We start from the raw sequence: 25,606 nt of genomic DNA, 5'->3' as shown, positions 1-25,606 counted from the left end.
AGGAAGGCGGATGCGCGGGAGATGCGAGAGGAAGGCGAGGCCGCGGGGGGCAGGGCAGGGAACGACCGATTGAACACGAACATTCTGTGATGCTGCTGTGATACCGGTCGAAGGACGCGACCGTGGGCGGCCCGGCCGCTAACCTGGAGGCGTGAAGATCCTGTTTCTTGGCTCCGGCGCGCGAGAGCACGCCCTGGCCCGTTGCCTCGCCTCAGACCCGGCCACCAGTGAGCTCGTCGTCGCCCCGGGCAATCCGGGGACCGCCGCGGTGGCCACCAACCTCGCCATCGACCCCGCCAGCCCGACGGAGGTCGTCGAGCTCGCCACCCAGATGAGCGCCGACCTCGTCGTCGTGGGTCCGGAGGCCCCGCTCGTGGCGGGGGTCGCCGACGCCGTGCGCGACGCCGGCATCCCCGTGTTCGGCCCCGGCGTCGGGGCGGCCCGCCTGGAGGGCTCCAAGGCCTTCGCCAAGGAGGTCATGGCCGCCGCGGGCGTGCCCACCGCCGAGGCCGCCGTGTGCACCACCGAGGCCGAGCTCACCGCCGCGCTGGACCGCTTCGGCGCGCCGCACGTGGTCAAGGAGGACGGCCTGGCCGCCGGCAAGGGCGTCGTCGTCACCTCCGACCGCGCCGCCGCCATGGACCACGGCCTGGCCTGCCTGGCCAAGAGGCCCGAGGAGCACGGCACCGTCCTCGTCGAGGACTACCTCGACGGCCCGGAGGCCTCCGTGTTCTGCGTGTGCGACGGCGCCACCGTCCGCCCGCTGGCGCCCGCCCAGGACTTCAAGCGCCTGGCCGACGGCGACGCCGGCCCCAACACCGGCGGCATGGGCGCGTACTCGCCGCTGACCTGGGCCCCCGAGGACCTGTCCGAGCGGGTGGTACGCGAGATCGCCCAGCCCGTCGTCGACGAGATGGCCCGGCGCGGCACCGCCTTCATCGGCCTGCTCTACTGCGGGCTGGCGCTGACCGGCGACGGTCTGCGCGTGGTCGAGTTCAATGTGCGCTTCGGCGACCCCGAGACCCAGGCGGTCCTGGCCCGCCTGACCTCCTCCCTGCCCGAGCTGCTCCACAGCGCCGCGACCGGCCGCCTCGCCGAGGCGCCCGCGCCGACCTGGTCCGACCAGGCCGCGGTCGATGTGGTCCTGGCCGCCCCCGGCTACCCCGGCGCCCCGGTCGCCGGTGGCCTCGTGACCGGTATTGAGGAGGCCGAGGCCCTCCCCGGCGTCCATGTCCTGCACGCCGGCACCGGGCTCGACGACGACGGCCGGCTGATCGCCTCCGGCGGGCGGGTGCTGTCCGTGGTGGCGGTGGGGGACACGGTCGCCGCCGCCCGGGAGCTCGCCTACGAGGGCCTGTCGCGCATTCACCTCGACGGCGGCCAGTACCGCACCGACATCGCCGCCGGACGCTGAGCCGTGACCCGGTCGGGCCCCGGGGGGCGGCTGGGAAGGCCCGGCGCCGACCGGCCGCGTCCGACCCCGCGACAGTGGGCCTGCGTGATCGGCGGGCCGCTCGCGGTTCTCGCGATCCTCGTCACCGCCGTCGTCGCCCCGGTCAACGGGGGCTGGTGGTGGGTGCAGCGGGCCGCCTTCGTCCTGGTGTGCGTCTTCTGGTGCGCCCTGTTCAGCGGGGCGCTCCGGCTCGGGTGGCGCCGTCGGGCCGCGAACCCCGCGCTCCGACGTCGTGGGGTGCGGGCGGCGACGGCCGTCGTCGCGGTCATCGCCGTGGTCTTCGGCGCCAGCGCCGTCATGATCCTGGGCCTCACCGTCCGGTCCCTGGTCGCCGGGCCGCAGGAGGTCGACGTCGCCCAGTGCCTGGGCCTGTCCAGCCGCGGGCCGCGCAGCGGCCAGAAGGCGCAGCTGGTCACCGGGACGGGGGAGCGGCTGGACGTCGACGTCTCCGGGAGCATCGGCAGCGACGTGGACGACCGGCTCCGGCGGCTGTGCGCCGCGCGCGAGCCCTTCACCATGCGCTGGCACCCGCCCAAGGGCCCCGTCCTGGAGATCCGCGAGGGCTGAGCCGAGCCTGCCGCGCCGTCGGGCGGGGGCACGGAACGCGACCGAATGGCAGGATGAGCGTGTGAGAACGCCCCGCCTGTTCAGGGCCGGCGACCGGCCCGTGCCGCCGGCGGTCGTGGCGGGCGTGACCTTCGCGGGCTGCCTGATCTGCCTCCTCGTCCCCAGGGCCCTGCCGGGCACCAGGCCCTTCGGCATGCTGCGGCCGGCGCTGCTCCCGGCGGGCCTGCTCCTGTTCTCCGTGACCCTCCTCGTGGGCGTGGAGGCCCTGGAGCGCCGTTTGTCCCGTACGCGCTCCGGCGAGCTCGATGCCATCGGTGCGGGTCTCGGCAAGGAGCGGGCCGATCGTGTGGAGCGCTGTCGGGAGGGCTGCGCCCTGCGGGTCAGGGCGGCCCAGGTCGTGTCCACCGGCCTGGGTGCTGTTCTTCTCGTGGTCGGCGTGCCGATCGCTGCTCTCACCGTGGGCAGGATCGGCGGGGATCTTCTGGAGGGCCCTGAGACGTTTCACGTGGAACACTGCTACGGGCCGTGGGACTGGGGCCGGGAGCCGGACGGCGTGTCGGTACCCGATGACCGCCTTGCGCTGGTGGATGCGGACGGGCGGGCCGACTACGTGCACCTGGGCGACGGGCCGGTGGACCCGGGCGTCCGGCGGGCGTGCCGCGGGGGCGGTCCCGTGGAGGTCCGCCTGTGGAGGCAGACGGACATCATCGCCGGGATCGTGCCCGCCTGAGCCGGGCCGCGCGGTATCGTGGACAAGTGGATGGCAGTGTCGTGCGCCGGACGCCCGCATGACGAGAAGCAGAAGACGCAGGCGAGGGCGTTGGAACCGGCGTAATCGGGGTCATGAGAACGATTGTCGTTGACCTGATAAGGGTCGCGATCGGCTTGGTGGGAGTCGTGGGAGGCTCGGTCTCCGAGGTGATGGGGCCGCTCCCATCGTCTCACGCACAAAGGGCCTTCTTCTGGTGGTGATGAGCCTGGGGATCGGAGCCTGGGGCGGGCGCAATCTGGTCCAGACAGTACGGGACGCCGGGGACGGGCCCATGACCGTGAGCGCGGTCCAGTGCCTGGTGGAAGAGGACAACAGGGATCCGGACTTCGTTGCCAATGTCACCTTGAGAACCGAGTCGGTGGAGAGGCTGGAGGCGACGCACTACGGCCCCAGCTTTTTCGACGACGAGCGACCCCGACGCTTACTACGCTCCTTTGTTCCTTACTACGCTCCTTTTCCCCGTACAGTAAGGGACAAAGGAGCGTAGTAAGCACCACCGGCCCGCACTGGACCGCAGCGCTGAGGCGGGCCGCCGGCGGCCCCGGTGGCAGGATGGGCCCATGAGCGCCCCTACTCCGCCCGCCGCTCCCGCCCTGCCCGGCTGGACTCACCGCTCCAGCGGCAAGGTCCGCGACGTCTACACCCCCGCCGCCGGCTCCACGTGGGCCGGGCAGGACGTCCTGCTCGTCGTCGCCTCCGACCGCATCAGCGCCTACGACCATGTCCTGACCACGCCTGTGCCGGACAAGGGCAGGGTGCTGACCGCCCTGAGCGCCTGGTGGTTCGAGCAGCTCGCCGACGTCGTCCCCAATCACCTGCTCAGCCTCGAGGCGCCCGACGTCGTCGCCGGTCGGGCCATGGTGTGCCGCCGCCTGGACATGTACCCCGTCGAGTGCGTGGCGCGCGGCTACCTCACCGGCTCGGGCCTGGCCGAGTACCGCAGGGCCCGGTCCGTGTGCGGCGTCCCCCTGCCGGAGGGCCTCACGGAGGCCTCGCGCCTGCCCGAGCCGGTCTTCACCCCCGCCGAGAAGGCCGGGCTCGGCGACCACGACGAGAACATCACCTTCGAGCGGGTCGCGGACATGGTCGGCCTTGAGAACGCGACGGCCCTGCGCGCGACCACCCTCGCCCTGTACGCGCGCGCCGCCGACATCGCCCGCGAGCGCGGCATCATCCTGGCCGACACCAAGTTCGAGCTCGGCGCCGGCCCGGACGGCGGGCTCGTGCTCGGCGACGAGGTCCTCACCCCCGACTCCTCGCGCTTCTGGCCCGCTGACCAGTGGGTCCCCGGCAGCGTCACCCCCTCCTTCGACAAGCAGTACGTGCGCGACTGGCTCGCCTCGCCCGCCTCCGGATGGGACCGCTGCGGTGACCGGGAGCCGCCCGCCCTGCCCGACGTCGTCGTCGAGCGCACTCGGGCGCGCTACCTGGAGGCCTACGAGCGCCTCACCGGCGCGCCGCTGGCGGTGTGAGGACCCGGCGACATCCCCGGTTCGGCTGGCCGCACGGATCGGGCCGCCACCTGGCCGGAGCCCGTGCGCCGGCGCGCGGCCATTCGGTCTCGGCGGGCGGGGTGGCGCGACCGTCCCGCCGGAGCGTCGGGTACTCTTCCTTCCGACGCTCTCCAACCTGCACTCTCCACCCCGTACCCAGGAGGACCGATGGGACGCATCGTCGTCGAGGTCATGCCCAAGCCGGAGATTCTTGACCCCCAGGGCAAGGCGGTCGTAGGGAGCCTTCCGCGCCTCGGATTCGACCAGTTCACCGGCGTGCGCCAGGGCCGCCGCTTCGAGCTGACCGTGGACGGCCCGGTCACCGAGGAGCATCTGGCCGCGGCCCGCGAGGCCGCCTCGACGCTGCTGTCCAACCCGATCATCGAGGACGTCGTCTCCGTCGCCGCCGACGAGGAGGCCCAGTGACTCGTATCGGCGTCATCACCTTCCCCGGCACCCTCGACGACGTCGATGCCGCCCGCGCCGTGCGCCTGGCCGGCGCCGAGCCCGTGGCACTGTGGCACAAGGACGCCGACATCAAGGGCGTGGCCGCCGTTGTCGTCCCCGGCGGGTTCTCCTACGGCGACTACCTACGCTGCGGCGCCATCGCCCGCTTCGCCCCCGTCATGGACGAGGTGGTCGTCGCCGCGAGCGGGGGCATGCCCGTCCTGGGCGTCTGCAACGGCTTCCAGATCCTCACCGAGGCGCACCTGCTGCCTGGCGCGCTTATCCGCAACGACCACCAGAAGTTCATCTGCCGCGAGCAGCGGCTGCGCATCGAGTCCACGACGACGGCGTGGACATGCCTGTTCGCCGACGGCGAGGAGATTACCGTCCCGCTCAAGAACGGGGAGGGCAGCTTCATCGCCGCTCCCGACGAGCTCGCCCGGCTCGAGGGCGAGGGGCGTGTCGTCTTCCGGTACGTCGGTGTGAACCCCAACGGGTCGGCGCGCGATATTGCCGGCGTGCGCAATGAGCGCGGCAACGTGGTCGGCCTCATGCCCCACCCCGAGCACGCCGTCGAGCCTGGCTTCGGCCCCGACACCGCGGCGGGCCCGCGCACCGGCGTGGACGGCCTGCGGCTCTTCCAGTCCGCCATCAGCTCGCTGGTGGGCGCCTGAGGGGCTGGGGCGCCGCCCGGGCGGTCGGGGGCCCGCTGGCCGGGCCCCTGGCTCCGTCAGGATGCGGCGGGTGCCGGGTGAGCGGCGTCGACTGGGCGGACAGCGCCGCCCGGGGGAGCAGCGCCCACTGGGCCGGGCGGCGCTCACATACCGGCCGTGCCTGTGGAAAACTCGCCGAGGGTGTGGACAGCTGTGGATGACGGCGGCAGGGACGGCTCTGCCGTCGGCGAACGGCGGAGGCGCGGAAGCCTGTCGTGAGACGTCGAAGGTAACGATCGTGTAACGGTTTTGGCGCGTCGTGGAGCGGGTCCCGTCTCCGGCGCCTGTCCGGCCGGAGGGTGGATTGCCGCGTGCTGGCAACGATTTGACCACGGGGGTGCCGACGGTCTATTGGACATGTCGGGCGCGGCGTCATCCGCTCCGGATGCCGTTCGTCTCGACTGGCGGACTTGGCCGTCGGGTACCCACAGCGTTAGCCGCGTCACGACGACGTTCGACCACCTCGTGCACATGCCTGTGGACTCGACCTGTGGATAACAGGCGGTTGCGGCCCGGGCCGGACCGTCCGGCGTCGTCGTCTGCACGCTGGTTGATTCCGGGGCGCGGAGGCGCTGCTGCGCGCCTGTGCGGGCCGCCTCGCACGTCGCACACCTGTCCGGACTGGTCCGTCGCGCTGATTGCGCCCAACGTCGACTGCGGCAAAGGCACGTTCACGCCTCGGCGTGCTCCGGGCGGGCGTCCCGAGGTTACAGATGCTGCGTCCGCCCGCGCCGGGTCTCGGAGCGCGCGCCAGACTCAGTGAACCGATCTCGGTGCGGAACTGGACCGATCTCGGCGAAGGGGGCAGCGAATGGGGCGGCGGAGCAGGGCGTCCGGGCTCCCGGGACCCGGGCCCTAGTCCTTGTGGAGCTCCAGCGCCCGGTCGATGGCCCCTGCGATCTCGCACAGGTGCCGGTCGGGAAGGAACTCGCGTCGGACGGACTCGTGCGCCGCCAGCCCCATCTCCCGAGCCCGTTCCGGGAAGCGCAGCAGGTCGGCGGCGGCCTCGGCCCACGCGCCGGCGTCGTCCGGATCGACCAGGACGCCGTCAACGCCGTCGGCGATCTGGTCCTGGATGCCACCGACCGCGGAGGCTACCACGGCCGCCTTCTTCCACATGGCCTCCGCCACGGGCAGCCCGAAGGCCTCCACGAGCGAGCGCTGGGTGACGACGTCGGCGACGCGCTGGACGGCATTGACCACCGTCGCGTTGACCTCCCGGTCGTGCATGGGCACAGCCGCGATGTGCACCCGCCGCGCCACGGACTCCGGCAGGAGGTCCCACCGGTCGAGCGCCTCGCCGAGGACAGCGGCGGAGGTCACGTCGCGATCCGGGTCCGGGTCCGGGCCGACGATGAGCAGGTGCGCGTCCTCGGGAAGGGCCCCGAGGCTCGAGGCGAAGGCCCCGATGAGCTCCTTAGCGCCCTTGAGACGGTCCCAGCGGCCGACCTGCACGATCGTGCGCACCCCCGTCGGCACCGGCAGCCCCGCGCCCGCCAGGGAGGGCATCTGCCGGATGGCGTCGGGGCGGCCGTCCTCATGCACGAAGGGGACCGCCTCGAAGGGCGGCTCGCCGTTGAAGATCCCCGCCAGGCGGGCCACCGACCAGGACTCGTCCAGGTCGAGGACGCGGTTCTTGGGGGAGTCGGGGTTGATCGACGGCTTGACGACGGCGCAGCGCTCCGGCTCGATGAAGGGCGGACGGTACTCCTCCCGGGAGACGACGACGAGATCGACGTCCTCCAGGTACCGGTCGAGGAAGGCCCAGGCGCGCTCGGCCGCCTCCCCGGCTCGGCCCCCGCCCAGGTGGCAGCGCCAGATGACGGCGGCGCCGGCCCGCCTGAAGGCGCGCGCCAGGCCGGCGGTGGGCGGGTCGTGGAGGATGACGACGTCGCCCTCGCGGACGTCGTCGACGACGTTCTCGGCGTTCGACGACAGAACGTGCTCATACAGGTCGCGCTGCTTCTCGCCGAGCTTGCCGCCGTCGCCCCGGTCGCCGTGGATGCCCGCATGGAGGCGCGACGCCACACGCGCGAAGTCCGCGGGCGCATCGAGTACCAGCCAGCGCGCCTCGACGCCGAGGCCGCGGGCGTAGCCCACCAAGGGGGCGACGGTCTCCGCGGGGCCGGAGCCCGCCGCGGCCGACGGGGTCACGGTCCACACGGTGCGTCCTTCGAGCAGGGTGCGGGCGGCGGCGATACCGCCCTTCAGGCGGTGGTCGGCGACCTCGTCCAAGTGGCTTTCGAGCTCCAGGATGGGAAGGGGAGCGACGTCGATACTTCTCATGAGCCGATCCTGCACCACATGCGTGTGATGCGAGGCACTTTCGGGCGTGGTGTGTCGTACGGCAGAGTACGCTCGAGCTCCTTCGCGGCGATGGGCAGTTGTGCCCGTTTGCGTTGCGGCCGCCGACGAGTCATGATGCGGCGATGAGTCAGGGCCTGTTCCGAGGCCCGCAATCACTGGAGGACCTATGAGCACCCCATCCCCTTACGGTCAGCCCGAATACCCCGACGCCGGTCAGCAGCCCGGGTACCCCGCCGGCCAGCAGCCCGCATACCCTGCGGCCCAGCCCGGGTACCCCGCCGGCTACGGCCAGCCCGGATACGGCACCGGCGTCGCCCCCAAGTCCAAGACGACCGCCGCGCTGCTGGCCTTCTTCCTCGGCGGACTCGGCATTCACAACTTCTACCGCGGGCAGAAGGGCCGCGGCTTCGGCCACCTCGGGCTTGTGGCGCTCGGTATCATCCTGTTCATCATTGCCATTGCTACGCTCGTCGGCAGCGTGGACGCCCATGGCAACGTGCCCGACTCTGCCAGCGCCGGTGTCGGCACCGCTGGCGTTCTTGGCTACCTGATCCTTATCGGGAACAGCATCTGGGCGTTCGTGGAGTTCATTATGATCCTCGTCTCCAAGGACGGCTCGCTCCAGTAAATCGCTGTCGGCCCTCCCCGCCCTGGCGCGCTGAGCCTTGCGGAACCGGCGCCCGGGCGCGGCACTCGGCAACGGGCGGCGCTCGCCCTGCGGACTCTCCCCGCGGGGCGAGCGCCGTCGTCGTCTGCGCGCGGCGGGCTGCGTGGTCCGCCCGCCGCGCCCGCGGGGCGCAGCGCACCAGCAGGTCCGCGGACCCCACCGAGGCCCGCCGCCCGCCGTGCCCGCGGGGCGCAGCGCGCGTCGGGCCGGCGGTGCGGACTCGTACCGGCAACCCGGGTATTGTCGCGCATGGTCCCACTCCGCCCTCGTTCAGGAGCATCCATGGCCGTCGAGCCCACCGCGTCCACGAATCCCGCGCGCCCCGCCTGCGGCGCCGGCAGCGCCGTCGGGCCCCGGCCCGTCGAGCACCCGGACACCGTCGCCGACGCGACCGCCACGCCCGAGCGGGAGATGCCCCACCGCGAGCTCGGCCTCAAGGACGAGGAGTACGCCTCCATCAAGGGCCTGCTGGGGCGTCGTCCCACGGCCGCCGAGCTCGCCATGTACTCGGTCATGTGGTCCGAGCACTGCTCCTACAAGTCCTCCAAGATCCACCTGAGGCAGCTCGGCGCCAAGACCACGCCCGAGATGCGCGCCCACCTGCTGGTCGGCATGGGGCAGAACGCCGGCGTCGTCGACATCGGGGACGGCTGGGCCGTCACCTACAAGGTCGAGTCCCACAACCACCCCAGCTATGTCGAGCCCTACCAGGGGGCCGCCACCGGGGTGGGCGGGATCGTGCGCGACATTATCTCCATGGGGGCGCGGCCCGTGGCCGTCATGGACCAGCTGCGCTTCGGCGCCCCCGATCACCCCGACACCGCCCGCGTCGTCCACGGCGTCGTGGCCGGCGTGGGCGGCTACGGCAACTGCCTGGGCCTGCCGAACATCGGCGGCGAGACCGAGTTCGACCCCTCCTACCAGGACAACCCCCTGGTCAACGCCCTGTGCGTGGGCGTGCTGCGCCACGGCGACATCCACCTGGCCAGCGCCTCCGGCGCCGGCAACAAGGTGGTGCTCTTCGGGGCGCGCACCGGCGGGGACGGCATCGGCGGCGCCTCCATCCTGGCATCCGAGTCCTTCGAGGACGGCGTGCCGGCCAAGCGGCCATCCGTCCAGGTGGGCGACCCCTTCATGGAGAAGGTCCTCATCGAGTGCTGCCTGGAGCTCTTCGCCGCTGGCCTCGTCCTGGGCATCCAGGACCTGGGGGCCGCCGGCATCTCCTGCGCCACGAGCGAGCTGGCCTCCAACGGCGACGGCGGCATGCACGTGGACCTGGAGAAGGTCCTCCTGCGCGACCCCAGCCTGAGTGCCGGGGAGATCCTCATGAGCGAGTCCCAGGAGCGCATGATGGCCGTCGTCGCCCCCGACAGGCTGGACGACTTCATGGCGGTGATCGACAAGTGGGACGTCGAGGCCGCCGTCATCGGGGAGGTCAACGCCTCAGGAAGGCTGACCATCGACCACTTCGGGGAGCGGATCGTGGACGTGGACCCGCGCACCGTGGCCCACGAGGGCCCCGCCTACGAGCGCCCTTACGCCCGCCCAGCCTGGCAGGACGCTCTCAACGCCGACTCCTCGGCGCGCCTGAAGCGGCCCGCCACCGCGGCCGACCTGGCCGAGCAGGTCCTCGCCGTCGTCGCCGACCCCAACCAGGCGCCCGCCGCCTGGGTCACCAGCCAGTACGACCGCTTCGTGCGCGGGGGCACCGCCCTGGCCCAGCCCGACGACGCCGGCGTCGTCCGCGTGGACGAGGAGACCTGCCGCGGGGTGGCCGTCTCCACCGACGCCAACGGCCGCTTCACCAAGCTCGACCCCGCCACCGGGGCCGCCCAGGCGCTGGCCGAGTCCTACCGCAACGTGTGCACCGTCGGCGCCCGCCCCCTGGCGGTGACCGACTGCCTCAACGTCGGCTCCCCGGAGGACCCCGACGCCATGTGGCAGCTCGTCGAGATCATCACCGGCCTGGCCGACGCCTGCAAGGCCATGGGCGTGCCCGTCACCGGCGGCAACGTCTCCCTGTACAACTCCCACGGGGCGGCCAAGGGGCGGCCCGACTCCTCCATCAACCCCACGCCTGTGGTCGGGGTCCTCGGCGTCATGGACGACGTGCGCCGCGCCAACCCGTCGGGCTGGTTCGAGGAGGGCCTGGCGGTCATCGCCCTGGGGGCCACCCGCGACGAGCTGGACGGCTCGGCCTGGGCGCGCGCGGTCCACGGCCACCTCGGCGGCCTGCCGCCGCGCGTGGACCTTCAGGCCGAGATGGCGCTGGGCCGGGTGCTGCTCGCCCTGAGCGAGGCCGACGGGCCGGGCGGCGAGCGGCTCGTGCGCGCCGCCCACGACTGCTCCGCCGGCGGGCTCGTCCAGACTCTCGTGGACGCCGTCCTGCGACACGGGGTGGGCGCCAGCATCGACCTGGTCCAGCTTCAGGGGCGCGACGGCGTCGACGACTTCACGGCCCTGCTGTCCGAGTCCGGGGCGCGGGCCGTCGTGGCCGTGCCCGAGTGGGCGGTGGCCGCCGTGGCCGCCGCGGCCGAGGCCGAGGACGTCGCCTGGGCGCGGCTGGGCACCACCGGCGGCGACATGCTGGTCGTCTCCGGCGGGGACGTGCTCTCCGACGGCGGGGGCGGCCGGCCGCTCGTCCTGGACCTGGCCGAGCTGGGCGAGCGGGTGGGCGCGACCCTGCCCGGGCTGTTCGGGTGAGCGGCGCCGGGGCCGTCGGGGCGGGCCCCAGCCGGGAGAGCCGCAGCCCTGCCCCTGTGCGGCCGCGCCAGGCGCTGGAGGCGTTCTTCGAGGCCGAGAACCGCAGGGACTGGGAGGCCTACGCGGGCCTCCTCCACCCGGACGTGGAGTGGACGGTCGGCGGGCGCACGATCACCGGGCGCGAGGACTACGTGCGCGCCATGAGGGCGTCCTATGCCGGGTCCGACGCGCGCTTCCGCGTGCACCAGCTCATTGAGTCCGCGGACGGCCGGGTGGTCGCCACCCTGCTCGTCGACTCCGAGGGGCGCCGCTCCCTGGACGTCTTCGAGTTCTCCGGGGGAGTGATCGTGCGCGAGTGGGAGTTCCTGCTCGGAGCGGGGCCGGGCTGGGACGGCGGGACCGTTCCGGCGGTGTGATACGCGGCGCCTGGACAGCCGTGTCCTCAGCTGGCTGAGTGTACTTGTTCCTGGGCGCAGTCGTAGGTCGGGGCGCAGACAGTCGGGTTCTGAGCCGATCGGCTCACCGAAGTCGGTCCGCCAGACCTCGCCGCGGGCCACCACTCCCATGCTCCCGCTTGGATCAGCGTGCGCCCGGTCGAGGTGCGGCGCCTGGGTGCCGGCGCCTGTCTGCCGCCTCGTGGCCTGATGGGGCTCGACGTCGACTGGCTGCCCCCGCTGCGCCTGCTCGTGGTGATGCTCAGTGCGGCCGCTGCTGTGATCGTGACCGTACGGGGCGGTGCAGGGGCGAATGCCCCTTGTGTCTGATATCACTCTGCGATAACGTGATAGGCATCAATCGAAGGAGGAGATTCATCCAGGAAGCATCAAGGTGACGCTCATGATCCAGGCCACGACCAATTGGAGCGATTCAGACCCCATCACGTGCACTCGGTAACGGAAGGAGCACCTGATGAAGACCCGAAGAACAGGCCCGATCCTGGTAGCCATCGCTACCATCTTCTCGTTGTCCGCAGTTGTCGCGCCGGCCGGTGCCGCTCAGGCGAAGGATTCGGATGACGCGCTGGTCGCTGCGGGAGGAACCCTCACGCAGGAGAACCTCACCGCAGGGCAGGACCAGGACGGTTTCACCGCGCAGGCGGACACCACAACAACCACTCTTCCGCAGCAGCCCTCATCGGGAATCGTGCTGGACGGCAAGGACCCGACCGCCCCCGGAACTGCGATCGGCCTGCCCTACGCGGATGCGGCGGGCGAAGCGCAGCCCTCCGATCTTGGCGGCATCACCTACGACAACAACAATGACAGCACCACCACGGCGCTTCCCAAGAGTGATGGCTCGCTGCAGATCGCTACAACAATCACCTCTGCACAGGGGCCCAGCGACTACACTTACACAGTCACCGGCAGTGAGGGCTCTCACCTCCAGCTGGAGGACAACGGCATGGTCTCCCTGCTCAGCGCGGATGGGAGCTGGGAAGGAGGCGCGGCGCCCCCTTGGGCCAAGGACGCCAACGGCAATCCCGTGGAGACTACCTACAGCGTGGATGGCAACACTCTGACTCAGCACATCGCGTTCGATAAGACCACGGCCTTCCCGTCGTGGCGGACCCGTGGTGGGGAACCCTCATTGATCACACCGAGTGGGCGGATGACCTGTGGGAGTGGAGCCCCACCCTCATGGTCTACCCGACCTGGTGGGGGCGAGTTGCCGGAGGCGCGATATCGACCGGGCCTGGTATGACACTCATGTATAGGGAGTTCGGCTGGCAGGAGACTCTCGACAAGACGGAACGAGAGGGCCATCCTGATCCTGATACCAGTTCCATGCGCAATCAGTTCTACTGCCACTGGGACTGGGTGAGGGCGGCGCAATTTTATAAGTCGAGTTGGAATCTTGATACCGGGCTTCCTGACAAAGGATACTTCGGATTTCTCGATAGCGGGTGCAACTGATGTCTGGATGGCGTGACGCTGTGCTTCGCATGCTGGCCGGCATTGCTCTGCTGGCGCTCAATATGAGCGTCATCTGCTTCTACGGGCTGTGGGCCAGTGCGAATACGATCACTGGGAATCGCGCTGAGGAGCACGGCTTCGATCCGCAGCAGCTGCTGCCGAACTTCGTGCCGTTCTATTTCGCCGCGCAGGCATCGATGCTCAGCCTCCTGGCCTTCGATGCGCTCGTCATTGTTATCGTCTGGCGCCGGGTGCGGCGGCGCCGCCAGGATCTACGGCCCGGAGTCGTTACCCCGCCCGAGCAGATGGTCCGGGCGGGTTGGTCGCAGGCGGCGGCGCCGGCACAGCAGTCTGAGCAGTCGAGTCAGCCGCCCGCGCCGCCATCAACGCAGTGAGAACCGCATCGGTTCTGCATTGTCGGCGGCGGGGCCGGCCATGGCAGCCGCCGTTGATCGGCGGCGGCAGGCCTCTGGGGCGGTGAGTCTTGTCCCGTATCAACGCTTTTCGTTCACTCGGCTATGGGAGGAATTCCGATGAATATCCGAGAATCAGGTCCAATATCGGTAGTTGTCAATACCACTGTCTCGCCGTCTGAGAGGTGCTGCGCACCTCTGACCTGTGGGTACACCCAGGGTGGGTGCAACTAGTGAGGGAACAACAGCATGACATCGCACTGCGCAGGGCGGTTGCTGCCGTCCTGGTGGTGCTCAATGTGAGCGTCATCTGCTTCTACGGGCTGTGGCAGGCGGCGGACATGATTACCGTCAACCGGGCTGAGGAGCACGGCTTCGATCCGCAGCAGCTGCTGCCTCACGATATGTTGTTCTGGTTTGCCGCGCAGGCTTCGCTGCTCAGCCTCCTGGCCCTCGACGCGCTCGTCATTATTGTTGCCTGGCGCCGGGCGCGGCGGCGCCGCCAGGATCCACGGCCCGGAGCCGTCAACGCTCCGCCCGAGAGGGGAGGGCCGATCGCCGGACCCGAGGGCGCAGCGCTCTGAGCGGGCTGGTTGACGACCCGTTGGCAGACGGCGGCGGGGTGGCCCGTCAGCGATCTTGCCGAGTCTCTGGAAGAGGTCTTCCACAGGCCGGTCGACCTGGTTTCGCGGTGCTCGCTCCACCCCGTGATCCGCGACCGGGCCGTGGTAGAGCGAAGACGCTCTGTGAGGCGGCCTGAGTACCTCTACGTTCGTGAGATGCGCGACGCCGCCGTGCGGATCATCGATATCGTCGGGTCCTCGGGACGGGCTGAGGTCGAGCAGGATCGCAACCGTGCTGATGCTCTCATGCGGAGCTGCGCGGCTCTCGGCGAAGCTGCCGCCAGACTGCTGGGCCCTGTCGCGGAGGTGCGGGCCGATGGCGCTCGACGAGGTGGGGGACATACCGTCCGGGTGCGGCGTTGAGGGCGGTGGCTTGGCCCTGAGAGGGTCTCGGGTGCCAGAGAGGAGCACGGCTTCGATCCGCAACAGCTGCTGCCGCGCGATACTCGGCGACCCGCGCCGCCGTCGACGCGCTGACTCCGCAGAGGGGACGGGGGCCGACTGGGCGGTGCTCGCAGTCCCGGGGCCGGCCGCAGCCCGCCGTCGACCGGTGCCGCAAGGCCGCCGGCGCGGACGCCGCCGTCGGGCCCGTCCACGCCGCCTCTCATGCCGATCCGGTGCCGGCCGACGACCGCCCGAGAGGCCCGTGGAATGGCGGAATGGCGCCCGTCTCCGGGCGCGGCGCCGAGGCGGCCGAGCGGCCGATCACGCGGGAGGTTGACGCGGCCCTTCGGGAGGTACATCCTTACGTCGTTACACGTACCTACTCCGGAGGTGGCCTGAATGACAGCGGAGGCAACAGCAACGTTCACCGCACGTGAGTTCAACCGGGACGTGAGCGCCGCCAAGCGCGCGGCAGCCGACGGCCCGGTCATCGTCACCGACCGCGGGCGTCCCGCGTACGTGCTGCTCGAGATCGACGACTACCGGCGACTCACCGGGCAGCCGGACGAGGAGCCGAGCGGCGAGGAGCTCGTCAAGCAGCTCAGCATGAGTGAGGAAGACTACGTCAGCTATGTCAACGCCGACTTCAGGCCCGGCTTCTTCGGCGCCAAGATTCCGGAGCTCTGATGTTCCTCCTCGACACCAACGTCATTAGCGAACTGCGCAAGCCCGAGGGGAGAGTCTCGCCCGAGGTCGTGCAGTGGGTCTCGACGCAGAACGCGACCAGCCTCTACGTCAGCATGGTCACCCTCTACGAGCTGGAGGTCGGCGTGCGCAGGCTCGCACGCCGTGACGACGCGGGCGGCAGGCGGCTCCGCCGCTGGATCGACGACCAGTTCCTGCAGGCCTTCGGCGACCGGCTCCTGCTGCTCGACGCCGACGTCGCGCGTCAGGCGGCCGCCCTCCAGGTGCCCTACCCCCGTCCCGAGCGCGACATGTACATCGCCGCGACCGCCCTCGTCCACGGCATGACTCTCGTGACCCGCAACGTGAACGACTTCGCCTCCACCGGCGTCGCCCTGCTCGACCCCTGGCACGCCTGAGGCGGCGCCGGGTGCATGCCGGGCGGGGCGGTGGTCCTGATCTCACCGGCCTTCTCGGAATGACTGTGCCTACTATGCAGTCATGTCCCCGTCGCTCTCACGTCCTCCTCGGCGGCCTGCCCGTCCGTCGTCGGCCTCAACCGGCCGCGACCGCGCGGGCTCCGAGACTCGCGTCGCCTCCGGCCGCGCAGCGCACGGGGGTGCGCGGCGCCGTCGTGCCGGCCGCCTCGTGCTGACCCGGCCGTGGAAGCTCGTCCGCGCCCTCCTGATCCTCGTCGCCGTCATCGCACTTGTCGGTGTGGGCGTGCGCGTGTGGACCGGCCACGGCATCGGCGCCACCGCGGTGCCCACGGCCTCGGACGCGGCGCAGGAGCCCGCTGAGGCGCCCGCCGCTGAGGCCGCCCCCAGCTCCAGCTCCGAGCCGACGGCGAGCCCCTCGCCGCGCGTGGATGACAAGGGCTTCACCCACAGCGACGTCGTCGGCGACGGCACCTGGACCGTCGCCGACCCGGTGCCCCCGTCCCAGCCGGGCGCCGACACGGTCTACCACTACGCGCTGCGGGTCGAGGGCGGCGCTGGCGTCGACCCGGCGGCGGCCGCCGCCACGGTCCAGAGCGTCCTCAACGACGACCGGGGCTGGCGCACCCTTGAGAACGTGTCCTTCGAGCAGATCGGCGACCCGGAGGCGGCGGACTTCGTCCTGTCCATCGCGACGCCGCCGACGGTGGACTCGATATGCGCCCCGCTGGAGACCAAGGGCATGTGGAACTGCCGCAACGGCGACAACGTCGTCCTCAACTCCGACCGCTGGACCTACGGCACCCCCACCTTCTCCGACATCGACTCCTACCACGTCTACGTGATCAACCACGAGGTCGGGCACTTTCTCGGGCACGAGCACGAGTTCTGCGCCGGAGCCGGCCTCAAGTCGCCCACCATGGCGCAACAGAGCCGCACCCGCGAGGGCGGCTGCACGCAGAACGGCTGGCCCACCGAGGACAACCAGGCCCCCTGAGAGGCCGAGATCGGTTCGGTTCCGCGTCAAGATCGGTCCGCTGCGCAGCCGGTTGCCGACGCCGGGTGGAGTCGTGCTCTGCGCGCCCAGCGCCGGTCACTCGGCGAACAGTACGTCGAGCTCGCGAGCCGCCGCCATGAGCCGTTCATCTCGCGTCCACACCAGGGAGCCGGCCTCCGCCAAGACCGACGCCAGCAGGTGGGCATCCACGGCCGACCAGACATTGGTGTCGACGAGGATCACGGCTGCCCGCCCCGGTGACGCGGCGCCGCCCGGCGCGGGCGTCCGTGCCGCCGAGGGCCGCGAGTCTGCGGGCGCTCTCGACGCGGAGCTCGACCGATCTCGGCGAAGGGGGCGGGTGGCCGGCGGGGCGGGGGCTGTAGGACTCAAGGCCTCACGAGAAGGCTGTGAATATGCTTAGAGTGCGGAACCGCATCCTTGCGGACCGGCTCCGGGTACGGCTCCCCCTCGCCGGGGACGTGTCGGCATCGGAGACCCCGTAACCTACGGCAATCCCCTAGCATCTTGAGAAGGTTCATCGTGCCTCCCACACCTGCTGCCGCATCCGTCTCCGTCGGCTCGCCCGGCCCCGCGGGCACTCATATGTCGCGTCTCTTCGCCTGGGGAGTGCACGCCTTCACCATGTCGGGGCTGATCTTCGCGTCCCTGGCGGTGCTTTCCATCATTCATGACGAGATCGGCTGGATGTGGGTGTGGCTGGCCATCGCCCTCGTCGTGGACGGCATCGACGGCACCTTCGCCCGCCGCGCCCGGGTCAAGGAGGTCATCCCGTGGTTCGACGGCAGCGTGGTCGACATCGTCATCGACTACCTGACCTGGACCTTCATCCCGGCGGTCTTCATGTACCTCAGGATTCCGATGGGGCCGAAGCCGATCGCTGGCGTCCTGCTCATTGTGATCCTGGTCTCCTCGATGTTCTGCTACGCCAACGAGGGCGAGAAGTCGAACGACAACTACTTCGTCGGCTTCCCCGCGGCCTGGAACATTGTCGCCGTCATGCTGTGGGTGCTCCACACCCCGGACTGGCTCAACGTGGCGGCGACGCTCGTCCTGACCGTCCTCACTCTCGTGCCGACCCACTACGTCCACCCGGTGCGCGTCAGGCGCTTCCGCGCGCTCAACATCGCCGCGGTGGGCGTATGGATCGCAGCCACCGCCTGGCTCCTCGCCGTGCACCCGGTGCACCCGCTCGTGGAGGCGCATCGGGGGCGTCCGCTGGTGGCGGTGGTCCTGTCGGTCGCGAGCGGCGCCTGGCTGCTCGGCGTCGGCGTGCTGCGCTCCGTCCGGGGCGAGGATCCCCGACCCTCGCAAGACTGAGGTCTCGGTCCTCGCCGGGCCGAGCCAGGCCCCGGACGATCAGCCGCTCGCGCCACCACCGCAGTGCCTCGAGCCCGGCGCTGCCCACGATCATCGCCACGACGATCGCAATCACCTCCGGCGGGTAGTTGCGCCCCTTGGTCCAGAAGTACACGTAGGGGGCCAGGAAGGTGACGAGCGTGGTCATCAGGCCGAGGAGCCGGTAGCGGATCCTGCGTCCCGTCACCATCTCGACAAGGCCCCACGTGTAGGGGATGGCGGTGAGGACGTCGATCGTCCACAGCACCCACACCCGGCCGTGGAAGCCCGGGACGAAGGCCACCGGGACGGCTCGCAGGGAGGAGTAGATGAACACCACGAGGTAGGCCAGCGCCACCGGGTTCCACAGCATTCGCAGGGTTCGCGAGCGCGGGACCACCTCCACGCCGCTGCGTCGCAGCGCCCCGATCGCCCGGGACGAGCAGCGCAGGGTGTCCACGCCCGCGAGCACGGTGCGCAGGTAGCGGCGCGAGTCGTCGCCGTCGTCGGTCAGGGCCAGGAGAAGCGCGAGCGGGCTCACGGCAATGACAACGGTCTCGGCTGGGGCGGGCACGGCGTCGGGTGCTGGTGGGGTGGGCACGGCGTCGGGTGCTGGTGGGGCGGGCACGGCGCCGGGTGCTGGTGGGGCGGGCACGGCGGCGGCGGGCGCTCCGGCGTCGTCGGGCTCGGCGCCCTCGGCGATGGGCCCGGGCAGCGAGACGACGTGGACGAGCCCGTCGCCGATCGTGCGGGTGATCAGCGGAACCGCCTCGGCCGCCACCTCGCACAGCCACAGCCGCACCCCCTGCTCGAGGGCGTGCCCGAGCGCCTGGCCGAGCCGCCACCCGGCGCCGTCGGGCAGACGCAGCTGGGGCGCCGTCGTCGTGGCGAGATCGGCGAGTGCCGGCAGCTCCAGCACCCGCCTGACCCCCAGGTCCCCGCAGCGGGCCACTCCCGCCAGCTCGCGGATGCGCGCCGCGTCAATGCGGTGACGGCGGATGAGCCGCTGGTCGAGCACAGAGCGCGCGGTCAGGGCGCGCACTGCGACGACGCACGGAGAGGAGAGCACAGGCGGCAGACTGCCAGATCGGGGGTGCTCTCGGCGAGTCGGGCCGTCCCGCGCCGGTGCGCCGTCGGGCGGGGCGGCGGCTGAATGCGGGCGAGCCCGCCTGCCGGGCCGCCGGGCGCACCCGCCCCGATGCGGACGAGCCGCAGCCGATGACGCATGATGGTGATGTGAACGCCACGGACCCAGACCCGCATGCCCCTGACGCAGTCGATGCCGCCGTTGCCGACGTCGTCGTCATCGGGGCCGGGCAGGCCGGGCTGGCCACCGCGGGCGAGCTCGTGCGCCGCGGCCTGCGACCGGGGCGCGAGCTCGTCGTGCTCGACGCCGAGGAGGGCCCCGGGGGCGCCTGGCGTCACCGCTGGGACTCCCTGACGATCGGCGGGGGGCGCCGGATCGCGGACCTGCCCCGGTTCCCCGCCGGCGACCTGGACGAGGCGGCCCCCAGCAACATCGTCCTGCCCCGGTACTACCGCCGCTACGAGGAGGCGCGGGGCCTTCGGGTCCTGCGCCCGGTGCGTGTGACCTCAGTGCGCTCCACGCAGGTGCCCGCACGGCTGCTGTCCACGGGGGGCGCCCACGCGGCCGGCGGCTCCGCGTCCGGCAGCATCCCGACGCGCATGAGCCGCAGGCCGGACCCTGTGCGCCGCGACACCCTCCTGGAGGTCGAGGCGGACACCAGGGGAGGACGGCGCACCTGGCTGGCGCGCATGGTCGTCTCCGCGGCCGGCACCTGGAGCCACCCCTACATCCCGCACGTGCCGGGCAAGGACGGGTTCGCCGGCGAGCAGCTCCACACCGCCACCTACCGCCGGGCCGAGGAGCTGGCCGGGCGGCGCGTCGTCGTCGTCGGCGGCGGGCTCACCGCCGTGCAGATGATCCTGGAGATCGCCCCCTACGCCGCCTCGGTGACCTGGGCCACGCGGCGTCCGCCGAACTTCGCCGCCGGTCTGGGCGACCTCTGGGGAGCCGCCGTGGAGCGGGCGGCCGGCGCGCTTGTCGCGGGTCCGGTCCCGGCCGGCGTCGTGCGGCCGGTGGGCGCCTCCGTCCTGGCGGAGTACATCGACGGCGTCGACCGGGGGCTGCTCGTCTCCAGGGGGATGATCAACCTCATAGGCGAGCGCGCGGTTCGCTTCTCCCCGGCGGCCACCGGCGCCCAGCCCGACGGGCTGGACCCCACCGCGACCACGGGCGGGGGGCTGGCGGTGCCGGACTCGTGGGACCCCTACCCGAAGCCCACCTGGGTCGAGGCCGACACCATCTTCTGGAACACGGGGTTCAGGGCGGCGCTGACGCACCTGTCGCCGCTGCGCCTGCGCGATCGGATGGGTGAGGCCCCGGACGACGGCGGCGACGACGGTCACCGCTACGAGTCGGGCATCCGCATGGAGGGGCGCACCGGCGTGGCCAAGGACCCGCGCGTGCTGCTGGTCGGGTACGGTCCCAGCGCCTCGACCCTCGGCGCGTCACGGGCCGGCGCGGAGGCGGCGCGCAGGATCTGGCGCCGTCTGCGGCACCAGGGGTGAGGGGCCTCGCGTCTGGAGCGTCCGTGTGAGATCGGACTGGATGTGAGTCCGGGTCGGCACCGGGGGCGAGGGGAGGCCTGGAGGGGCCTGGTTTCGCCGCGGCGTCGCCCCTAGCCTGGCGGTACGTATCGTTTTGAAGGAGCAGCCATGACCTCCACGACCGACGAGACCGCCTTCGCGACCGAGAACATCTTCGGCAAGGGCGAGCCCAACACCGCCTACGCCCAGTACTTCACCGGGCAGAGCTTCCTGCGGAACCTGGTGACGGACCCCGAGTGCGCCGTCGGGGTGCACAACGTGACCTTCGAGCCGGGCTGCCGCAACAGCTGGCACATCCACCACGCCACCAGCGGCGGCGGCCAGGTCCTCATCTGCACGGCCGGCTCCGGCTGGTACCAGGAGGAGGGCAAGGACGCCGTCTCGCTGACGCCCGGAGACGTCGTGTTCACGCGCGCCGGCGTCAAGCACTGGCACGGCGCCAAGGCCGACTCCTGGTTCGCCCACATCGCGCTCGCGGTCCCGGGCGAGAACCCCTCCAACGAGTGGCTCGAGCCGGTTGACGACGCCGCCTACGCCGCCCTGTGAGCCAGCGCCGGGCCGGCCCTCGTGGCGGGGCGGGCGGCCCCGCCCCGGCCCGCTACCGGCGGGCCAAAGCCTCGCCGTGGACGACGACGAACCAGCCGTCGTCCGCCTCGGCCCACTCGTGCCACGCGCGCGCCATCTCCTCCAGCTCATCGGGGTCGGCCAGCCCCAGCTCGACCGCCCGCGGGCCGAAGGAGGAGCGGCAGCGCTCGGCCCAGGTCCCGCCCCACCAGGCCCGCAGCTCAGGCGTCGCGTAGCACCAGGTCGACGCCGAGGGCTCCACCTCGCCGAGTCCCGCGGCGCGGAACCAGGACAGCAGGCGGCTGCCGGCGTCGGGCTCCCCGCCGTTGGCCCGCGCCGTGGCCATGTAGACCCGGCGCCAGCGCTCCAGGGCGGGCGGCTGCGGGTACCAGGCCTTGGCCGAGTACACGGAGTCGCGCGCCGCCACGATCCCGCCCGGGCGCGTCACCCGGCGCATCTCCCTCAGGGCGGCCACCGGGTCGGCCACGTGCTGGAGCACCTGGTGGGCGTGGACGACGTCGAAGGAGGCGTCCGCGAAGGGCAGGGCGCACGCGTCGCCGTCGACCAGCTCGACGCAGTCCGCCAGACCCCGGGCCTTAAGGGTCGCCCGCGCCGCCTGAAGCGCCGCCGGTGCGCCGTCGAGCGCGATGACGCGCCCGGGGGCCACCGCCTCGGCGAGGTCGGCGGTGATGGTCGCGGGTCCGCAGCCGACGTCGAGCAGGTCGAGACCCGGCCGCAGGCGGGGCAGGAGGTAGGCGGCGGAGTCGGCGGCGGTGCGGTGGGCGTGGCTGGCCAGGACGGCGGGGGAGTGCCCGTGGGTGTAGCGGGTGCGCTGGATGTCGGTCACGGTGAGGAGCATACGGGCCGGGACGAACCGATCCCGGCGCGGATGTGACGGCCGGAAGCTGTCGGAGGGTGAGATGTTTCATCTCAGTTTCCGGCGCGGTGCCAGGGTTGTGCCTCGACGAGGGCGACGCGCCCCGCAATCCGGTCGTGCGCCTCCCGCAGTCCTCGCACAATAGTGAAGGAGTCCCCATGCAGGGAGTTGTCGAGAAGGTCTACGAGCAGGTCGTCGATCGCAACCGCGGCGAAGCCGAGTTCCACCAGGCGGTCCGCGAGGTTCTGGAGTCCCTGGAGCCCGTCATCGCCAAGCACCCCCACTACGCCGATAACGCGCTCCTGGAGCGCGTCGTCGAGCCCGAGCGCCAGGTCATCTTCCGCGTGCCGTGGGTCGACGACGCCGGAGCGGTCCACGTCAACCGCGGCTTCCGCGTCGAGTTCAACTCGGCCCTGGGCCCCTACAAGGGCGGCCTGCGCTTCCACCCGAGCGTCAACGTCGGCATTATCAAGTTCCTCGGTTTCGAGCAGATCTTCAAGAACGCCCTGACCGCCCAGGGCATCGGCGGCGGCAAGGGCGGCTCCGACTTCGACCCCCACGGCCGCTCCGACGCCGAGGTCATGCGCTTCTGCCAGTCCTTCATGACCGAGCTCTCCCGCCACATCGGCCCGTCCACCGACGTCCCCGCCGGCGACATCGGCGTGGGCGGGCGCGAGATCGGCTACCTGTTCGGCCAGTACAAGCGCCTGCGCAACGCCTACGACGCCGGCGTGCTCACCGGCAAGGGCCTGGCCTGGGGCGGCTCCCTGGTGCGCACCGAGGCCACCGGCTACGGCACCGTCCTGTTCGCCCAGTCCATGCTGGCCACCAGGGGCGAGACCCTGGAGGGCAAGAAGGTCGCGGTCTCCGGCGCCGGGAACGTGGCCATCTACGCGATCGAGAAGGCCCAGAAGCTCGGCGCCACCCCCATCACCTTCTCCGACTCCTCCGGGTACGTCGTCGATGAGGCCGGCATCGACCTCGACCTGCTCAAGCAGGTCAAGGAGGTCGAGCGCGGCCGCGTCAAGGACTACGTCGAGCGCCGTCCCGGCGCCCGCCTGGTCACCGAGGGCCGGGTGTGGGACGTGCCCGTCGATGTGGCCCTGCCCTGCGCCACCCAGAACGAGCTCGACGGCGACGCCGCCGCCACCCTGCTCAAGGGCGGCTGCACCGTCGTGGCCGAGGGCGCCAACATGCCCTCCACCCCCGAGGCCGTCGAGGCCTTCCAGTCCGCCGGCATCCTCTACGCGCCCGGCAAGGCCTCCAACGCCGGCGGCGTGGCCACATCCGCCCTGGAGATGGAGCAGAATGCCGGCCGCACCCGCTGGGACTTCGCCACCGCCGAGGCCAAGCTCGACGGCATTATGACCGACATCCACGACTCCTGCGTGACCGCGGCCGAGGAGTACGGCCGCCCCGGCGACTACGTGCTCGGCGCCAACGCCGCCGGCTTCACCCGGGTCGCCGACGTCATGATGGCCCACGGCATCGTCTGAGCCCGCGCCCGCCGCGACGACGGCGCCCGACCGGCCCTGAGAGGGGGCGGCCGGGCGCCGTCGCGCCGCGGGGTCTCGGAGCGGTCTCGGGTCGGAGACGATTGCGTCGCGCAGGAGGACGCGGCCGCCGTCGCAGATTACCCTTGTTCCAACCCACTCCCACCTCCTCCCAACCAGGATCGCCATGCGACCGAATCCCTGTGCGAAGGCGGCTGCTGCACTCGCGGCGCTGGCCTTGGGCGCATTCGCCCCAACGGTTCTCCCTCCCGCGGCCGCGGCCGAGCAGACCGCGGCCGCCACGACCACCATCACCGTGCTCGGCATCACCGACCTGGACGGGCGCATTGAGAGAACCGCCGACCCCGCGACCGGGGCGGTGACCGGCCCCGGCGCCGTCACCCTGGCGTGCGAGGTCGCCCGGGCCCGCGAGTCGAGCCCGGACGCCCTGCTCGTCTCCTCCGGCGACAATGTCGGTGGCTCGACCGCCTCCCCGGCGCCGCTGGAGGACCGGCTCGCGCTGGACGTCCTCAACGCGATGGGCGTGGACGCCTCCGCCCTGGGCGGCCACGAGCTCGGCAGGGGAATGGACGACCTGACCAGCCGGATCCTGCCCGCGGCCGCCTTCCCGTACCTGGCGGCCAACCTCGCCGACCCGGCCCTGGACGCCGAGGGCGACGGCGGCGCGCTCATCAGGGACGTCGGTGGCGTCAAGGTCGGCCTCATCGGCGTCGCGACCGACGAGTCGCCATCCCCGGTCGCCCCCGCGGCCGAGGCCGCCAACGCCAGGGCCGCCGAGCTCAAGCGCACCGGTGCCGCTGACGTCGTCGTCGTGCTCGCCCACGCCGACGCCGCCGAGCTGGCCGCCCGGCTCACCGGCAGCGTCGACGTCGTCCTGGGCGGCCGCAGCCACGTCACTCGCCCGGGGGAGGGCGGGCCCGCCACCGTGACGTCGACCGACGGCCGGGACATCGCCGTCCTCCAGGCCGACCACGACGGCCGCGGCCTCGCCGAGGTCTCGCTGGTCTACAGCGCCGCCACCCGTGAGGTCTCCGTGGCCGGTGCCGCGGTCAAGGACCTGAGGGCCTCCGACTGCGCCGCGGACGCCTACGGCGTCGGGAAGATCGTCTCCGAGGCCTCCGCCGAGGCGACGGCGCCGCCCGATCGGCGGGACGCCGCCACCGGCTCAGACTCGCGTGGCGCCGCCGACGGCGCCACGCCCGGCGCCGACGCCGAGGCCATCGACGACGGCGCCTCCGTCAGCGCCGCCTCCGGGGGCGCGGGCAAAGGCGTGAGCCGCGAGCCCGCCACTACTGCGCGCGCCGAGGAGATCATTGTCGCCCCGCGGCCGGTCAGGCGGTCGGACCGCGGCAGCGACCTGGCGCGCACCGGCGCCTCCATCGGGATCGGGGTCTTCGCCCTCGGGCTGGTCCTTGCCGGAACGATCTTCCTGATCCGCAGCGGGCGCGCCGAGGAGGACCTCGATGAGCCCGACGACGTCGCCGATGGCGCCGCCGAGGCGCGCACGCCGGACGATCCTCCAGCCTACGACTGACGCGGTGCAGGCAACCGATCTCGGCGCGGAACTGGACCGATCTCGGCGAAAGGGGCGGCGGGGCGTAGCCTGGGGCCATGCCAGCTCGACGTCGGATCGATCCCGCCGCAGGCGCCCGGGCGGTTCGTCGGTGGGCCGCCGCCAGTGTCCGGGGCGCCGCCGGCGCCGCGGGCCAGGCCGCCGCTGACGGACCCGCCACCGGTCGAGTCGCTGACGAGACCGCCGCACCCGACCGGCGCACCCTGGCCACCGCCGTCCGCTTCACGCTCGAGGAGCTGGCGGCCTGCGCGCCCGGCCGCGCCGTCGAGGTGCGTGTCCCGCCCTACGGGGTGACGCAGGCGGTCGCCGGGACGGTCCACCGCCGCGGCACGCCGCCGTCCGTCGTCGAGACGGACGCCGGCACCTGGCTGGCCCTGGCCACCGGCGGGCTCGCCTGGGACCAGGCGGTGGCCGAGGGGGCCCTGCACGCCTCCGGGGAGCGCTGCGACCTGTCCGCCTACCTGCCGCTGCTGCGGGTCTGACGCGGCCTCCTGCGCACCGCCCCTTCCCCTTATGCC

General features: G+C 72.1%; 25 protein-coding genes. 22 read left to right on the top strand and 3 right to left on the bottom strand.

Features of this window, described 5'->3' with window-relative positions:
- Positions 1–151: 151 nt before the first annotated feature.
- The 6 genes from purD to purQ all read left to right on the top strand — a co-directional run bounded on the left by purD (position 152) and on the right by purQ (position 5,406).
- Positions 152–1,414 (top strand): phosphoribosylamine--glycine ligase, encoded by a 1,263-nt coding sequence (purD, locus tag O145_RS03695; RefSeq protein WP_043559918.1) that lies wholly within the window; start codon positions 152–154, stop codon positions 1,412–1,414.
- Between the two features lie 84 nt (positions 1,415–1,498).
- Positions 1,499–2,020: a hypothetical protein gene (locus tag O145_RS03690; RefSeq protein ID WP_043559917.1), complete on the top strand. Its 522-nt coding sequence runs from the start codon at positions 1,499–1,501 to the stop codon at positions 2,018–2,020.
- A gap of 61 nt (positions 2,021–2,081) precedes the next feature.
- Positions 2,082–2,750, top strand: coding sequence for a hypothetical protein (locus tag O145_RS03685; RefSeq protein WP_043559915.1), 669 nt, complete (start codon positions 2,082–2,084; stop codon positions 2,748–2,750).
- A 602-nt stretch (positions 2,751–3,352) separates the two neighbouring features.
- Positions 3,353–4,264 carry a phosphoribosylaminoimidazolesuccinocarboxamide synthase gene (locus tag O145_RS03680; RefSeq protein ID WP_043559913.1) on the top strand — a complete coding sequence of 304 codons (912 nt, stop codon included), beginning with the start codon at positions 3,353–3,355 and terminating at the stop codon, positions 4,262–4,264.
- A 189-nt stretch (positions 4,265–4,453) separates the two neighbouring features.
- Entirely contained in the window at positions 4,454–4,711 is a 258-nt protein-coding gene (purS, locus tag O145_RS03675) for a phosphoribosylformylglycinamidine synthase subunit PurS (protein ID WP_043559911.1), read from the top strand.
- The gene (gene purQ / locus O145_RS03670; RefSeq protein ID WP_043559909.1) at positions 4,708–5,406 is read left to right on the top strand and encodes a phosphoribosylformylglycinamidine synthase subunit PurQ; all 699 of its coding nucleotides are present in this window, start codon (positions 4,708–4,710) and stop codon (positions 5,404–5,406) included. The genes purS and purQ overlap by 4 nt, the downstream gene beginning before the upstream one ends.
- Before the next feature lie 894 nt (positions 5,407–6,300).
- Here the strand turns inward: purQ and O145_RS03665 are convergent.
- Complete coding sequence (locus tag O145_RS03665; RefSeq protein WP_043559907.1) at positions 6,301–7,731, bottom strand: glycosyltransferase; 1,431 nt, start codon at positions 7,729–7,731, stop codon at positions 6,301–6,303.
- 187 nt (positions 7,732–7,918) lie between these two features.
- On the opposite strand from O145_RS03665, the gene O145_RS03660 reads away from it, so the two are divergent.
- From O145_RS03660 to O145_RS03615, 10 genes are all read left to right on the top strand, one after another.
- Complete coding sequence (locus tag O145_RS03660; RefSeq protein ID WP_043559906.1) at positions 7,919–8,380, top strand: TM2 domain-containing protein; 462 nt, start codon at positions 7,919–7,921, stop codon at positions 8,378–8,380.
- Positions 8,381–8,701: 321 nt separating this feature from the next.
- A complete protein-coding gene (gene purL / locus O145_RS03655; protein ID WP_043559904.1) occupies positions 8,702–11,122 on the top strand; it encodes a phosphoribosylformylglycinamidine synthase subunit PurL in 2,421 nt (806 codons plus the stop codon).
- Positions 11,119–11,538 (top strand): nuclear transport factor 2 family protein, encoded by a 420-nt coding sequence (locus O145_RS03650; protein ID WP_229118327.1) that lies wholly within the window; start codon positions 11,119–11,121, stop codon positions 11,536–11,538. The genes purL and O145_RS03650 overlap by 4 nt, the downstream gene beginning before the upstream one ends.
- A gap of 493 nt (positions 11,539–12,031) precedes the next feature.
- Positions 12,032–12,823 (top strand): hypothetical protein, encoded by a 792-nt coding sequence (locus O145_RS18885; RefSeq protein ID WP_052374625.1) that lies wholly within the window; start codon positions 12,032–12,034, stop codon positions 12,821–12,823.
- A complete protein-coding gene (locus O145_RS19810) occupies positions 12,760–13,035 on the top strand; it encodes a DUF2599 domain-containing protein (RefSeq protein ID WP_411265941.1) in 276 nt (91 codons plus the stop codon). Before O145_RS18885 ends, O145_RS19810 begins: the two co-directional genes overlap by 64 nt.
- A 29-nt stretch (positions 13,036–13,064) precedes the next feature.
- Positions 13,065–13,430, top strand: coding sequence for a hypothetical protein (locus O145_RS03640; protein ID WP_052374641.1), 366 nt, complete (start codon positions 13,065–13,067; stop codon positions 13,428–13,430).
- Positions 13,431–13,681: 251 nt separating this feature from the next.
- The gene (locus O145_RS03635) at positions 13,682–14,032 is read left to right on the top strand and encodes a hypothetical protein (protein ID WP_229118326.1); all 351 of its coding nucleotides are present in this window, start codon (positions 13,682–13,684) and stop codon (positions 14,030–14,032) included.
- A gap of 822 nt (positions 14,033–14,854) precedes the next feature.
- Positions 14,855–15,142, top strand: a complete 288-nt coding sequence (locus tag O145_RS03625; RefSeq protein ID WP_043559899.1) for a type II toxin-antitoxin system prevent-host-death family antitoxin — start codon at positions 14,855–14,857, stop codon at positions 15,140–15,142.
- Complete coding sequence (locus O145_RS03620) at positions 15,142–15,558, top strand: type II toxin-antitoxin system VapC family toxin (RefSeq protein ID WP_043559897.1); 417 nt, start codon at positions 15,142–15,144, stop codon at positions 15,556–15,558. The genes O145_RS03625 and O145_RS03620 overlap by 1 nt, the downstream gene beginning before the upstream one ends.
- 229 nt (positions 15,559–15,787) lie before the next feature.
- Positions 15,788–16,573: a DUF3152 domain-containing protein gene (locus O145_RS03615; protein WP_229118325.1), complete on the top strand. Its 786-nt coding sequence runs from the start codon at positions 15,788–15,790 to the stop codon at positions 16,571–16,573.
- A gap of 96 nt (positions 16,574–16,669) precedes the next feature.
- Here the strand turns inward: O145_RS03615 and O145_RS17930 are convergent, their stop codons facing one another.
- Positions 16,670–16,816, bottom strand: coding sequence for a hypothetical protein (locus O145_RS17930; RefSeq protein WP_156966588.1), 147 nt, complete (start codon positions 16,814–16,816; stop codon positions 16,670–16,672).
- 360 nt (positions 16,817–17,176) lie between these two features.
- Here O145_RS17930 and O145_RS03610 point away from each other — a divergent pair, with 360 nt between their 5' ends.
- The 3 genes from O145_RS03610 (at position 17,177) to O145_RS03600 (ending at position 21,106) form a co-directional block, all read left to right on the top strand.
- Positions 17,177–17,911, top strand: a complete 735-nt coding sequence (locus tag O145_RS03610) for a CDP-alcohol phosphatidyltransferase family protein (RefSeq protein WP_229118336.1) — start codon at positions 17,177–17,179, stop codon at positions 17,909–17,911.
- A gap of 1,254 nt (positions 17,912–19,165) precedes the next feature.
- A complete protein-coding gene (locus O145_RS03605; RefSeq protein ID WP_229118324.1) occupies positions 19,166–20,521 on the top strand; it encodes an NAD(P)-binding domain-containing protein in 1,356 nt (451 codons plus the stop codon).
- 147 nt (positions 20,522–20,668) lie between these two features.
- Positions 20,669–21,106: a cupin domain-containing protein gene (locus O145_RS03600; protein ID WP_043559892.1), complete on the top strand. Its 438-nt coding sequence runs from the start codon at positions 20,669–20,671 to the stop codon at positions 21,104–21,106.
- A 52-nt stretch (positions 21,107–21,158) separates the two neighbouring features.
- On the opposite strand, the gene O145_RS03595 is transcribed toward O145_RS03600, so the two are convergent.
- Positions 21,159–21,983 carry a class I SAM-dependent methyltransferase gene (locus O145_RS03595; protein WP_043559889.1) on the bottom strand — a complete coding sequence of 275 codons (825 nt, stop codon included), beginning with the start codon at positions 21,981–21,983 and terminating at the stop codon, positions 21,159–21,161.
- 176 nt (positions 21,984–22,159) lie between these two features.
- Between O145_RS03595 and gdhA the strand changes: the two genes are divergently transcribed.
- The 3 genes from gdhA to O145_RS03580 all read left to right on the top strand — a co-directional run bounded on the left by gdhA (position 22,160) and on the right by O145_RS03580 (position 25,570).
- Positions 22,160–23,497, top strand: coding sequence for an NADP-specific glutamate dehydrogenase (gene gdhA, locus O145_RS03590; RefSeq protein ID WP_043559887.1), 1,338 nt, complete (start codon positions 22,160–22,162; stop codon positions 23,495–23,497).
- 184 nt (positions 23,498–23,681) lie between these two features.
- The gene (locus tag O145_RS03585; protein WP_156966587.1) at positions 23,682–25,049 is read left to right on the top strand and encodes a bifunctional UDP-sugar hydrolase/5'-nucleotidase; all 1,368 of its coding nucleotides are present in this window, start codon (positions 23,682–23,684) and stop codon (positions 25,047–25,049) included.
- Positions 25,050–25,126: 77 nt separating this feature from the next.
- Positions 25,127–25,570 carry a sterol carrier family protein gene (locus O145_RS03580; RefSeq protein ID WP_043559886.1) on the top strand — a complete coding sequence of 148 codons (444 nt, stop codon included), beginning with the start codon at positions 25,127–25,129 and terminating at the stop codon, positions 25,568–25,570.
- Positions 25,571–25,606 lie beyond the last annotated feature (36 nt).

It is taken from the genome of Actinomyces israelii DSM 43320, assembly GCF_000711965.1.
Classification (GTDB): Bacteria; Actinomycetota; Actinomycetes; order Actinomycetales; family Actinomycetaceae; genus Actinomyces; species Actinomyces israelii.
Note: the sequence above shows the minus strand (reverse complement) of the source record. Positions and strands in the feature narration are given on the sequence as shown.